At 72.3% G+C, this 12,423-nt stretch carries 12 protein-coding genes and 1 tRNA gene; 10 read left to right on the top strand and 3 right to left on the bottom strand.

The features are described from left to right. The first annotated feature begins 188 nt into the window (after positions 1–188). The 3 genes from AB0M11_RS36630 to AB0M11_RS36620 all read left to right on the top strand — a co-directional run bounded on the left by AB0M11_RS36630 (position 189) and on the right by AB0M11_RS36620 (position 1,395). Positions 189–551 carry a hypothetical protein gene (locus tag AB0M11_RS36630; protein WP_365712502.1) on the top strand — a complete coding sequence of 121 codons (363 nt, stop codon included), beginning with the start codon at positions 189–191 and terminating at the stop codon, positions 549–551. 111 nt (positions 552–662) lie between these two features. After that, the gene (locus tag AB0M11_RS36625; protein WP_365712501.1) at positions 663–1,331 is read left to right on the top strand and encodes a bifunctional DNA primase/polymerase; all 669 of its coding nucleotides are present in this window, start codon (positions 663–665) and stop codon (positions 1,329–1,331) included. Further along, positions 1,322–1,395 (top strand) — tRNA-Lys (locus AB0M11_RS36620). The genes AB0M11_RS36625 and AB0M11_RS36620 overlap by 10 nt, the downstream gene beginning before the upstream one ends. Before the next feature lie 92 nt (positions 1,396–1,487). Here AB0M11_RS36620 and AB0M11_RS36615 read toward each other — a convergent pair. Beyond that, positions 1,488–2,702, bottom strand: coding sequence for a M6 family metalloprotease domain-containing protein (locus tag AB0M11_RS36615; RefSeq protein WP_365712504.1), 1,215 nt, complete (start codon positions 2,700–2,702; stop codon positions 1,488–1,490). A gap of 372 nt (positions 2,703–3,074) precedes the next feature. Here AB0M11_RS36615 and AB0M11_RS36610 point away from each other — a divergent pair, with 372 nt between their 5' ends. Continuing rightward, positions 3,075–4,928, top strand: coding sequence for an EAL domain-containing protein (locus AB0M11_RS36610; protein WP_365712500.1), 1,854 nt, complete (start codon positions 3,075–3,077; stop codon positions 4,926–4,928). Here the strand turns inward: AB0M11_RS36610 and AB0M11_RS36605 are convergent. Further along, positions 4,898–5,995, bottom strand: a complete 1,098-nt coding sequence (locus AB0M11_RS36605) for an LLM class flavin-dependent oxidoreductase (protein WP_365712499.1) — start codon at positions 5,993–5,995, stop codon at positions 4,898–4,900. The two genes, AB0M11_RS36610 and AB0M11_RS36605, sit on opposite strands and share 31 nt — an antisense overlap. Before the next feature lie 79 nt (positions 5,996–6,074). Continuing rightward, on the bottom strand, positions 6,075–6,806 hold the full coding sequence (locus AB0M11_RS36600; RefSeq protein ID WP_365712498.1) for a decarboxylase: 732 nt from the start codon (positions 6,804–6,806) through the stop codon (positions 6,075–6,077). A gap of 279 nt (positions 6,807–7,085) precedes the next feature. Here AB0M11_RS36600 and AB0M11_RS36595 point away from each other — a divergent pair, with 279 nt between their 5' ends. From AB0M11_RS36595 to AB0M11_RS36570, 6 genes are all read left to right on the top strand, one after another. Then, positions 7,086–8,039 carry a D-2-hydroxyacid dehydrogenase gene (locus tag AB0M11_RS36595; RefSeq protein ID WP_365712497.1) on the top strand — a complete coding sequence of 318 codons (954 nt, stop codon included), beginning with the start codon at positions 7,086–7,088 and terminating at the stop codon, positions 8,037–8,039. A gap of 247 nt (positions 8,040–8,286) precedes the next feature. After that, positions 8,287–9,216: an ectoine/hydroxyectoine ABC transporter substrate-binding protein EhuB gene (ehuB, locus tag AB0M11_RS36590; protein ID WP_365712496.1), complete on the top strand. Its 930-nt coding sequence runs from the start codon at positions 8,287–8,289 to the stop codon at positions 9,214–9,216. Continuing rightward, positions 9,213–9,929, top strand: coding sequence for an ectoine/hydroxyectoine ABC transporter permease subunit EhuC (gene ehuC, locus AB0M11_RS36585; protein WP_365712495.1), 717 nt, complete (start codon positions 9,213–9,215; stop codon positions 9,927–9,929). Before ehuB ends, ehuC begins: the two co-directional genes overlap by 4 nt. Further along, on the top strand, positions 9,926–10,576 hold the full coding sequence (ehuD, locus tag AB0M11_RS36580) for an ectoine/hydroxyectoine ABC transporter permease subunit EhuD (protein ID WP_365712494.1): 651 nt from the start codon (positions 9,926–9,928) through the stop codon (positions 10,574–10,576). Before ehuC ends, ehuD begins: the two co-directional genes overlap by 4 nt. After that, positions 10,566–11,348 (top strand): ectoine/hydroxyectoine ABC transporter ATP-binding protein EhuA, encoded by a 783-nt coding sequence (gene ehuA, locus AB0M11_RS36575; RefSeq protein ID WP_365712493.1) that lies wholly within the window; start codon positions 10,566–10,568, stop codon positions 11,346–11,348. Before ehuD ends, ehuA begins: the two co-directional genes overlap by 11 nt. Positions 11,349–11,617: 269 nt before the next feature. Next, positions 11,618–12,376: an IclR family transcriptional regulator C-terminal domain-containing protein gene (locus tag AB0M11_RS36570; protein WP_365712492.1), complete on the top strand. Its 759-nt coding sequence runs from the start codon at positions 11,618–11,620 to the stop codon at positions 12,374–12,376. Positions 12,377–12,423 lie beyond the last annotated feature (47 nt).

Raw genomic sequence — 12,423 nt, 5'->3', positions numbered from 1 at the left:
ACCCCCGGTCGCCCGCCCCCCCCCACGCCGCCGGAGGCGGTCCATGGACCCCACCCGCCGATCGCGCGGTTCCCGCGCCCTCACTGGGGGGCGGTTCCCCGGGCTCTTGGGGCCCCTTGCGCGGGCGCGGGAGAATGGACGGTGGTCATCGGACCGTAGTCATCGACAGCGTATGAGGAGGACCAGACATGGCGGAGCCCACGCCGCGTCGGCACGAACCGCGGCTACGCCCCGCGCCCCTGCTCTTCGAGCCTGTGGAAGCGGTCGCCGACCCCGAGCACTTCTTCGGCCTGGAGTCGGTCGACGACCCCGGGGCGCTGCTGACCCGCGCCACGGAGCTGACCCAGGCGTTCCGGGTGGCGACCGACCGGGCGGTGGAGTTCCAGGCCATGGCCGCCGCCCAGCTCGCCGACCCGCGCCGCTTCGACCGGCTGACCCCGGCCGACATCGCCGAGCGGGCCGAGTGGACCGAGGACTACGCGAAGAAGATGGTCGAGTTCGGCCGGGACCTGCTGCGGGGGCGGGAGCGACCGGGCCCCGAGCAGATCTAGGACCTGCGGATGGCATATGCCGGGCGGGCAAGATACGCCCTTCCGTTCCGTCCCGCCCGGGTTTCCCGCAACTGACGGCGAGCGGATGTGCACGAGGGGTATCACTTCCCCATGAGCCGCACACCGTACGAGACCTTCCCCGGCGCACTCGGCACACTCGGCACACCCGAGGTACCCGGTACATCCGGCACCCCCGGCCAGTTCGGCGACGCGGCCGCGGTCACCTCCGACGGAGCCGCCTGGCTGGCCTCCGCAGGAACGTATCCGCGGAGCACGCTCGCCTTCTGGCGGGAGCGGCCGGACGCCCCGGTCGTCCTGCCCTGCGGCACCGCGTTCGACGTGGTGAACACCCCGGCGCTGTTCGGCCGCCGCATGCTGGACCGGCTGTGGGACGAGGGGCCGGGGTCCGGGCCGGTCGCGGTGTTCCGCGGCCGGATGCTCCTGTTCGCCACCCCCGGCACCGCCGCCCGGCTGCCGTCGCTGCTCGACTGGGAGGAGTGGGGCGGCCGCGGCCAGGCCGTACCGCCGCTGCTCTGCCACGGCACCGGCGACGCGGTCACCGTCCCGGCACCGTACGCCGAGCCCGCCCCCGCCGAGCCCGCCCCCGCCGCGGCCGGTGCCCGCTGGCTGGTCGCCCCGGACACCCGGCAGCCGTGGCTGCCCGGCCCGGAGATCCTGCTCTGGGCGGCGGTCCGCGCGGCCCGCTCGACCGTACGGATATCGATTTTTCCTCCCGCCGATCAGGATGCTAAGGTCTACGACGTCAGCAGGCGCCGCTAGCTCAGTTGGTTAGAGCAGCTGACTCTTAATCAGCGGGTCCGGGGTTCGAGTCCCTGGCGGCGCACGCGAAGTAGGCGGAAGGCCAAGCTCCTGTGAGCTTGGCCTTCCGCCTTTCCGTCGCCAGGATCCCGTTCCGCCGTCGGGACGCCGTCGGGTTCAGTCCGGCTTGGCCGGTGTGATCTTCACGTTCCAGCCACCGGACGCCGTCCGCCCCTCCACCGCCACCCGCACGCCGTCCCCCGGCACGGTGAAGCTCTCGCCGAGGGAGACCGGCGCGTCGGCCAGTGGCGGGTAGACCGAGTTCTCCCAGCAGGCCTCGGTGCGCGGATGGGCGTCGATCACCTCGACGGGCCCGCCGCCGGAGGCCGTCTCGTCGCGGACCCGGTAGACGAGGACCCCCTGCCGGCAGGCGGCGCCGTCATTGCCGGACGCGCCCCGCGCCTCGAAGGCCAGCACGGTGTCGGGCCCGGTCCGTACCACCGCCAGCTTGGTGCCGTCGCCGAGCCCGAAGTCCGGCGCGCCCGCGGCCCCCTGCGCGGGCACCCCCGGCCCGGCGGACAGCGGCTCCAGGGTCAGCCGGGTCGGCGCGGTCCCCCGGACGCACACCACCTGGCGCGGATCCAGCCACCCCAGCTTCCACTTGTGCCAGGCGAAGAAGTCCGGGGACAGACCGAACTGGCTGCCCATCAGATCCCAGTCGCCGACGTACGTGTCCCAGTCGCCCTTGCCGTCCGCCGGACGGTGGTAGAGGTCCGGGAGGTCGAAGACGTGCCCGGTCTCATGGGCGAGAACCAGCCGGTCCGGCGGATGCTTCTCGAAGACGGTGACGACCCGGCGGACGTCGGTGCCGTCGACGTGCACCGGGGTGTCGAGATTGACCACCTTCGTGGCGTCGGAGTCGACACCGGGCGCGTCCGGGTCGGCCACGAGGTACACGATGTCGTAGCGCGAGAAGTCGACCTCGGGATCGGCCGCCGCGAACGCGTCGTGCAGGTAGGCGGCGCGCAGCGGGACGCTCCAGTCGCGCCGCATGCCGTACGCGACCGAGGGCCGGGGCATCCGCAGCCAGTGGGTGAGCGGGTGCGGGTGGATCGTGAACTTCCCGTAGGAGGCCTGCTCGTAGAACCGGCTGGTGGCCGGGAAGTGGTCGGCGGCGAGCTCCGCGGGCGTGGTCTGCGGGGTGGCGTCCGGGAAGGAGAGGAACACCATCACGGCCGAGAGCGGGCGGGTGGGGCGCGGGTAGCCGGCGTTCCAGGTGTCGACGCCCTCGGAGTGGTGCGCGTCGGTACGGTGCAGGGCGCAGGGGGCCGTGGAGAACGGCTCGGCGGCCGACGGTCCGGTCAGGATCGTCGTCGCGACGAGCGCCGACATCGTGGTGAACACGGCGGCGGAGCTGCGCAGCAGAAGACGCGGCACGGAAGGACCTCCGGGGGCGGTTCTCGGGACACCGCCCCCAGCCTGTGCGAGTTTGTCACCTTATGACCTGTTTATCTGCACCAGAAGGGTGAGGAACCCCCTGCTCACGACGGATGGACCCGAACGGCCGACACCCCGGGTCACTCACGGAACGTCACAAGCGGTCGGACGCCTCAAGAACCCGTCCAGGTGCGGGCAGAAACGATCTGTCAGAATCGCCCGTTCATCGGGGACACTGGACAGTGGCTGGAAGGCCCTCGGGCCAGCATCTATGATCGGCACACTTTCCTGCACGGACAGAGATCGAGTGCACTGCGGGAGCGAGCGGTGAGCGGAACGTCCGAAGGGCCGACGCCCGCGGCAGACCTCGACCGGTCCGCCGTCACAGAGAGTGACAAGACCTACCGGAAGTCGTACGAGAAGACGAACGACCAGACAGAGCCGAAGACCTACGCGTACGCCTTCGCCGCCGCCGCGCTGCCCATGGCCGTGGTCGACCCCGAAGGGCACGTGACCACCGCCAACGAGGCGTTCGCCACCCTGATCGGCGCCGATCAGGCCGGGCTGCCCGGACGGGTCGCCGCGGACCTGCTGGACCTGGCCTCCGACGCCCGCACCTGGCACGCCTACCGCGAGGTGCTGCGCGGCCGGCAGGCCAAGCTGCGCTGCACCCGCCGGCTGAAGCACCCCGACGGGCACTCGGTCTGGGTCCAGGTCGCCGTCGCCCCGCTGGCCAAGGAGGCGCCGGGGGTGCTGATCTCGGTCTCCGACATCAGCTCCCGCCGCGAACTCCAGGCCCGGCTGCGGCACTTGCAGATGCACGACCCGGTGACCCGGCTGCCCAACCGCACGCTGTTCTTCGAGCGGCTGTCGGCGGCGCTGGAGGCGGAGTCGTACGAGCAGAGCGGCACCGGCCGGATCGGCCTGTGCTACCTGGACCTCGACGGCTTCAAGGCGGTCAACGACACCCTCGGCCACCGGGTGGGCGACCGCCTGCTGGCCGCCGTCGCGGAGCGGCTGACCCGGGTCGCGGACGAGGCCGGCTTCGCACGGGCCGGCGCGCCGCTGGTGGCCCGGCTGGGCGGGGACGAGTTCGCCCTGCTGGTGGAGGACTCGACCGGCACCGAACAGCTGGCCGATCTGGCCGAGTCGGCGCTGGCCGCCCTCCAGGCGCCGTTCGACCTGGCCGGTCAGCGGCTGTCGCTGTCGGCGTCGATCGGGGTGGTGGAGCGCCATGCCGCCGGCACCACCGCCACCGGCCTGATGCAGGCCGCCGACACGACCCTCTACTGGGCGAAGGCCGACGGCAAGTCCCGCTGGACGCTCTTCGACCCGGAGCGCAACGCCCACCTGGTGACCCGGCAGGCCCTCTCCTCCACGCTCCGTCCGGCCATCGAGCGCGGCGAGTTCGTGCTGGAGTACCAGCCGCTGGTGGGCATGGGGGACGGCCGGCTCAACGGGGTCGAGGCCCTGGTCCGCTGGCACCACCCGCAGTTCGGCACCTTGACGCCGAATCGGTTCATCGGACTTGCCGAGGAGGACGGCTCCATCGTCCCGCTCGGCCGCTGGGCCCTGACCACCGCCTGCCGGCAGGCCCGGCGCTGGCAGCTGGACCACCCCGGCGAGCCGCCGATCTTCGTCAGCGTCAACGTCGCCGTCCGCCAGGTCTGGGACTCGGACCTGGTCGCGGACGTCGCCGAGACCCTCGCCGAGACCGGCCTGGCCCCGCACCTGCTCCAGCTGGAGCTGACGGAATCGGCGGTCATGGGCTCGGCGGGCCGCCCGCTCCAGGCCCTCCAGGCCCTCAGCGACATGGGGGTGCGCATCGCCATCGACGACTTCGGCACCGGCTACTCCAACCTCGCCTACCTCAGCCGGCTCCCGGTCTCCGTCCTCAAGCTGGACGGCTCCTTCGTCCGGGGCTTCCAGTACGACGAGCCGGGCGACCGGCCGAACCCGGCGGACGAGGTCGTGGTCGAGGCGATGATCCAGCTGGCCCACCGCCTGGGCCTGACCGTCACCGCCGAATGCGTCGAGACCTCGGCGCAGGCCTCCCGGCTGCGGCACATCGGCTGCGACACCGGCCAGGGGTGGCTCTACTCCCGGCCGGTGCCGGCGGACCGCATCTCCGAGCTGCTGGACACCCGGACCTACGCGGACACCCCGGTCGGCAAACCGTAGGCGTCGGCGACCAGTTCGTAGGAGCGCAGGCGCAGCTCGCCGCGGTGGGCGTGCGTGGTGAGCATCAGCTCGTCGGCGCCGGTGCGCTTCTGCAGGTCGTCGAGGCCGGCGCGGACCTCGTCGGCGGTGCCGTGCACGATGTTGGCGGTCCAGGAGTGCACGAACTCCTCCTCCATCGGGGAGAACTCGTGCTGCTCGACGTCGTCGGGGTCCGGGAAGAGGCCGGGCCGCCCGGTGCGCAGCCGCAGCATGTTCACCGCGCCGGCCCGCACCTGCCGGCGTGCCTCGCGCTCCTCGTCCACGGCGAGGACGGAGACGCCGATGAGGGCGTAGGGCTCGTCGAGCACGGCGGACGGACTGAAGGACTCCCGGTACAGGTCGAGGGCCGGGACGGTGTTCTGCGCGGAGAAGTGGTGGGCGAAGGCGAACGGCAGCCCGAGCATGCCGGCGAGCCGGGCGCTGAACCCGGAGGAGCCGAGCAGCCAGACCGGCGGCCGGTGCGGCGACTGCACCCCGCCCGGGGTGGTGCTCTGCACCGGCCCCGGGATCGCGTGGATCCTCCGGTACGGATGCCCGTCCGGGAAGTCGTCGTCGAGGAACCGGATCAGCTCGGCGAGCTGCTGCGGGAAGTCGTCGGCGCCCTCGTTGAGGGTCTCGGTACGGCGCAGCGCGGCGGCGGTGGCCCCGTCGGTGCCCGGCGCCCGCCCGAGGCCCAGGTCGATCCGCCCCGGCGCCAGTGCCTCCAGCGTCCCGAACTGCTCGGCGATCACGAGCGGGGCGTGGTTGGGCAGCATGACCCCGCCCGATCCGAGCCGGATCCGCTCCGTGTGGGCGGCGAGGTGGGCGAGGATCACGGCGGGGGAGGACGAGGCCACGCCGGGCATCGAGTGGTGCTCGGCGACCCAGTACCGGTGGAACCCGCGGGCCTCGGTGAGCCGCGCGAGGGCCGCGCTGGTGCGCAGCGCGTCGGTGGCGGTGCTGCCGGTGCCGACGGTCACCAGGTCCAGTACGGAGAGGGGGACGGGGGCGGTCCCGTGCGCGATGCCCCGGATCTCGTCTGCCGACACGCTGAGAGCCTCCTGATTCACGGCCGTGAGCTGATCAGCACGGGTAACAGGAGAGTGTCTCCGGTTATTCCGGGACGGGTCAGGCCTGTACGAGGGGCTCGCGGGTGAAGAGGGTGCCGAGCGCCGGGGCGTTCACCCGGCGGTCGGCCAGACGGAGCCCCTCCCACACGGTCACCTGGTTCGCCGTGAGCACCGGCTTGGACAGCGCCTTCTCCAGCGTGGGCACATGCGCCGCCGTGTGCAGCGCCGCGTCCGGCAGGAGCACCGCCTGCGCCTCCGGGACGTCGGCCGCCCGCGCCAGCGCCAGCACCTCCTCCTCCCCCCACGTCGCCGCCTCCGCCGCCGTGACGGACTCCGAGGAGCGCACGCCCGCCACCTCCAGGCCGCCGGCCCGCAGGAAGTCGGCGAGGAGCGCCGCCACCTCCCCCGGAGCGGTCGTGCCCACCGCCACCCGCCGTGCCCCGAGCTCCCGCGCCGCGTGCACGAAGGCGAAGGAGGTGGCCGACGCCGGCATCCCGGCCGCCACGGCCAGCGCGCGGACCTGCCGCTGGGCGCCCTCCCAGCCGTGCACGAAGCTCCCGCCGGCGCACGCCCACACCACCGCGTCCGCGCCCGCGAGCCGCAGCTCCGCCACCCCGGCGGCCAGCCGTTCCTCGGCCCCCAGCTCGCGCAACGCCGCGACCCCGGGCCCGTCCTCACCGATGTCGGTGTGGACGACGTCCACCCGGATGTCGCTGCCGAGGAGCTGCTCGATGCGGGGGAAGTCGTCCTCCGCAAAGTGCCCCGGATAGAGGAGTCCGAGCGCTGTCATGTCCACCCTTCCTGCTGTTCTTCCGGCAGTACGGGCCCGTCACGCACCGATGCGTCCATTTTATGGATCAGCGCCTGACACGGCCCGACGCACCGGGTACCCAGTCGGCGCGGCGTTGCCCGCATCGCCGTGTCGCCCGCGTCGCCGCGCCGGGGACCACGCCCGTGTTGACGAAGGTGGGTTCGGGTGCCAGCGTGGTCGATCCGCGCCCGAGACGTTTCGTCCGCCCCGGCGGGACGCTGCCGGACACCGGGAGACCAGGACACCGGGAGACCCCGCATGACGCCGCCCGTGCCCACCCTGCTGGTCCTCGACGCCGACCCGCCCCCGCGGCTGGGCCGGCTCACCGGCCGCGCCCGGATCGTGCACACGGACGCGGCGGGCCTGGCGTCCCGGCTGCCGTCGGCCGACGTCCTCCTCGTCTGGGACTTCGCCTCGCACGCGGTCCGCGAGGCCTGGCCGGGCGAGGGGCCGCGACCGCGCTGGGTGCACACGGCGAGCGCGGGCGTCGACCATCTGATGTGCCCGGAGCTGGTGGCGTCCGACACGGTCGTCACCAACGCGCGCGGTGTCTTCGACGCGCCGGTCGCCGAGTACGTGGCCGCGCTGGTCCTCGCCATCGCCAAGGACCTGCCCCGCACCCTCGCGCTCCAGCGGGAGGGGACCTGGCTGCACCGCGAGACGCGCCCGGTCGCCGGCACGCGCGCGTGCGTGGTCGGCACCGGCCCGATCGGCCGCGCGATCGCCCGCACCCTCAAGGCGCTCGGCGTCACCACCGCCCTGGTCGGCCGGGTCCCGCACACCGGTATCCACGGCCCGGACGACCTGGACCGGCTGATGTCCCGTGCGGACTGGGTGATCGCGGCCGCCCCGCTGACCGACCGGACACGGGGCATGTTCGACACGCACCGTTTCGGCGTGATGCAGCCGTCGGCCTGCTTCATCAACGTCGGCCGGGGGCAGCTGGTCGACGAGGAGGCCCTGGTGCGGGCGCTGACCCGGCGCTGGATCGCCGCGGCGGCGCTGGACGTCCTCGCCACCGAGCCGTTGCCCGCGGACAGCCCGCTGTGGAGCGTGCCGAACCTGCTGATCTCCCCCCACATGAGCGGGGACACGATCGGCCGGCGGGACGAACTGGGCAGCCAGTTCGTGGAGTTGTTCGAGCGGTGGGCGGCCGGCCGGTCCCTGCCGAACGTGGTCGACAAGAAGCGCGGATACGTGCCCGGCCACTGACGTGCAGGTTCTGTGGAGGCGAGGGGCGGGAAGAGGGCGCGGTTCTCGCGGCGGGCGTGGCCGGCGCGGTGGACGTCGCCCGTGAGCGGACCGGCCTCCCCCGCCGCCGTGCAGGTCAGCGGCGTGCGGTCGGCGGAGCGGCCGTGTCCTGCCCGGTGCGTCCCGCCGCGTCGGCTCGGCGGTGACGGAGCGATCGGCGGGGAAACCAGGGCGCATATCCGGTATCCGCTTGGGTAGCCGCGCCGCCATGGCTCCACCACACGGGAACGAATCAGACACGCCAGGGTACGCATCCGGACACACGCGGCGGGCCGTGCTCGCGGGTGCCGCCGCCGTCGGCGCGCTCGCCGCGGCCGGGTGCGCGCGCGTGGCCACCGCTGCCACCACCGGCGGCGGCGATCTGCTGCAACGGCTGCGCGCCCAGGGCGTCGTACGGCTCGGGATCGCCGGTGAGATTCCCTTCGGGTACATCGACAAGGACGGACACCTGACCGGTGAGGCGCCGGAGCTGGCGAAGGTGATCTTCAAGCGGCTGGGGGTGGACCGGGTCCAGCCGGTGCCGACCGAGTTCGGTTCGCTGATCCCGGGGCTGAACTCGCAGCAGTTCGACGTCGTGGCCGCCGGCATGTACGTCAACCCGGAGCGCTGCGAGCAGGTGATCTTCGCCGACCCCGACTACCAGATGCTCGACTCGTTCGTCGTGCGGAAGGGGAACCCCAAGGGGCTGCACGACTACCGGGACGTGGTCCGCAAGAAGGCGAAGTTCGCCACCGGCACGGGCTATGCCGAGATCCAGTACGCGGTCGAGGCCGGGTACAAGGAGAGCGACATCCTGATCGTTCCCGACCAGGTCGCCGGGTTGAACGCCGTGGAGGCGGGGCGCGTCGACGTCTTCGCCGGTACCGCGGTCACCGCCCGCGAGGTGGCCAGGAAGTCCGCCAAGGCCGAGGCGACCGAGCCGTTCGCGCCGCTCGTGGGCGGCAGACCGCACGTGGACGGGGGCGCGTTCGCGTTCCGGTCGGCGGAGACGCGGCTGCGGGACGCCTTCAACGTGGAGCTGCGCAAGCTGAAGAAGAGCGGCGAACTGCTGCGGATCCTGCGGCCGTTCGGCTTCACCCGGGCCGAGATGACCGAGCTGACGGCGAAGCGGCTGTGCGGGGGAGGGACGAGCGGATGACCTCCGGACTCTGGGAACTGGTGCTCAAGGGCACCTGGACGACCCTCCAGCTGCTGGTGCTCAGCGGGCTGCTGATGACGGCCGTGGCCCTGGGGGTGGGCGTGGCGCGGACACACCGGCTGTGGCTCGTGCGGTTCCTCGCCGGTGTCTACACCGAGGTGTTCCGCGGCACCTCGGCGCTGGTGATGATCTTCTGGGTGTTCTTCGTGCTGCCGGTCGCCTTCGGCTGGCAGCTGGTGCCCCTGTGGGCGGGGACGCTCGCGCTCGGCCTGACGTACGGCGCGTACGGCGCGGAGATCGTGCGCGGGGCGCTGGGCGCGGTCGACCCGGCGCAGAAGGAGGGCGGGATCGCGCTCAGCTTCACGCCCTGGCAGCGGCTGCGGCTGATCCTGCTGCCGCAGGCGGTGCCGGAGATGATCCCCTCCTACTGCAACCTGCTCGTCGAGCTGCTCAAGGGCACCGCCCTGGTGTCCGTCACCGGCATGGGTGACCTGGCGTTCAGCGGGAACCTGGTGCGTCTCGCGTTGCAGGAGAGCGCGCACATCTACACGTACCTGCTGATCGTCTACTTCGCGATCGCGTTCGTCATCACCCGGTTGATGCGCGGTCTGGAGAAGCGGCTCAGGGCCGGCATCGGCAAGGATCCGGGCGACGAGCACACGGCCCGGACCCGCAAGCGCAGGGAGACGACCGGGGTGGGTGGTGTCGCGTGACGTGGGACTGGAGTGCCGTCGGCGAGTTCATGCCGCACTTCTGGGACGGGCTGCTGGTCACCCTCCAGGCGCTGGTCCTCGGTTCGCTGATCTCGTTCTCACTGGGGCTGGTGTGGACGCTGCTGATGCGGACGCCCACCAGGTGGGTGCGCTGGCCGGTCGGGGCGGTGACCGAGTTCGTGCGCAACACGCCGCTGCTGGTGCAGCTGTTCTTCCTCTTCTACGTGCTGCCCGAGTGGGGACTGACGTTCTCCGCGCTGACCACCGGGGTCTTCGCGATCGGCCTGCACTACTCGACGTACACCATGCAGGTCTACCGGGCCGGCATCGAGGCGGTGCCCCCCGGGCAGTGGGAGGCCGCCACGGCGCTCAGCCTGCCGGCCCGGCGGACCTGGTTCGCGGTCATCCTGCCGCAGGCGGTGCGCCGGGTGGTGCCGCCGCTGGGCAACTACGTGATCTCGATGCTCAAGGACACGCCGATCCTGATGTCGATCACCGTGCTGGAGATGCTCGGCCAGGCCCGGCTCTTCTCCCAGCAGCACTTCCAGTTCACCGAGCCGGTGACGGTGATCGGCGTCGCCTTCGTCGTCGTCTCCTACCTCGCCTCCCTTCTCCTGCGCACCCTGGAGCGTCGCCTTGTCCGTTGACACCAGCAAGCAGCCGACCGCCACCGGCACCGCGGCCACCGAGCTGATCCGGGTGGAGGGGGTGACCAAGCGGTTCGGGGACAACACCGTCCTCGACGGTCTCGACCTCGCCGTGCAGACGGGCCGGCACGTCACGCTGATCGGGCCCTCCGGCTCCGGCAAGACCACCATCCTGCGGCTGCTGATGACGCTGGCCGAGCCGGACGCGGGGACCATCACCGTCGACGGGCAGCGGCTCTTCCCGGCCTCCGAGAAGGAGCGGCGGGAGGTCCGCAAGCAGATCGGGATGGTGTTCCAGCAGTTCAACCTGTTCCCGAACATGAGCGTGCTGCGCAACGTCACCGAGGCCCCGGTGACCGTGCTCGGCCTGTCGAAGGACGAGGCGGAGAGCCGCGCCCGGGAGCTGCTCGACCTGGTGGGCCTCGCCGACAAGGCCGACGCCAGGCCGACCCGGCTCTCCGGCGGCCAGCAGCAGCGGGTCGCGATCGCGCGGGCGCTGGCCATGCGGCCGAAGGTGCTGCTCCTGGACGAGGTGACCTCGGCGCTCGACCCGGAGCTGGTCGCGGGCGTCCTCGACGTGCTCCGGGACATCGCCCGCTCCACCGACATCACCATGCTCTGCGTGACCCACGAGATGAACTTCGCCCGGGACATCTCCGACCAGGTCCTGATGTTCGACGCGGGCCGGGTCATCGAGGCGGGGCCGCCGGAGCGGATCTTCAGCGAGCCCGAACAGGAGCGGACCCGGGAGTTCCTCGGGGCGGTGCTGTAGATATTTCCACCGCCGACGCCGTAAAAGTTTCCCCTGGCCGCTCCCCGCGTACAGGAAGTGAACGCTCGATCACCCGAGGTCCGCGGCGCGGGTCATTCCACTGACATATGCCAGAGGATCTGAGCCGCAGTTGGGAGGGGCGGGAATCTCGCCAACACCCCCTCCGTTTCGGGTCCTTGCCCGTTATCGTGGAGAGGATTCGCTGTCCGGATCGCGGCCCAAGCAGTGCTGTCACAGCAGTACCGCCGAGCGAGCGCAGGGGGACCACCGTGGCGCTGATGCACGAGCCGACCGCCCCGTACCACTCCGCCCAGGACGCGCTGCGCGTCCTGGAGACGGTGGCGGGGCACGCCACCGGCGTCACCGACACCGAACTGGCCCGTCGCACCCGTCTGGACCCCGAGCGGCTGACCGCGCTGCTGCGCATGCTGCGCCGGGAGGGCTACGTCGAGCAGGTCACCGACGGCGCGTACGTCACCGGCGAGACCCTGCGCCGGCTCGGCTCCGCGCACGAGCGGGAGCGGGCCCTCGGGGAACAGCTGCAGCAGACCCTCGACCGGCTGCGCGACTCGGTCGGCGCCGCCGTCTACCTCAGCCGGTACGTCGACGGCGAGGTGGCGATCGGCCATTACGCGGCCGGTCCGACCACCCCCGCGGTCAACGAATGGGTGGACTTCCGCTCCTCCGCGCACGCCACCGCGATCGGCAAGAGCCTGCTGACCCAGCTCGACCACAACGCCCGCCGCGACCACCTCTCCCGGCACAAGATGGCCCGCCTCACCTCGCGCACCATCACCAGCGACAAGCTGCTGCTCTCCCGTCTGGAGGCGCAGCCCCCGACGGTCCCGGTCCTGGACCTCCAGGAGTACGCCATCGGCACGGTGTGCGCGGCGGTCCCGATCACGGCCGGCTCGGCGGTGGGCTGCCTGGCCCTCTCCCTGCCGGTCGAGCACGCGCACCGGCTCCGCAAGGCCGCCGACACCCTGAACCGCAGCGCGGCCCCGGTCCTGCTGTCCCTGGCCATCTAGCGGCGGTGGTCGGAAGCACCCCGCCGGACCAGGTAGTATTTTCTTCG

The sequence above is a fragment of the Streptomyces sp. NPDC051987 genome, assembly GCF_040680735.1.
Classification (GTDB): Bacteria; Actinomycetota; Actinomycetes; order Streptomycetales; family Streptomycetaceae; genus Streptomyces.
This window is presented reverse-complemented; position numbering and strand designations above follow the sequence as displayed.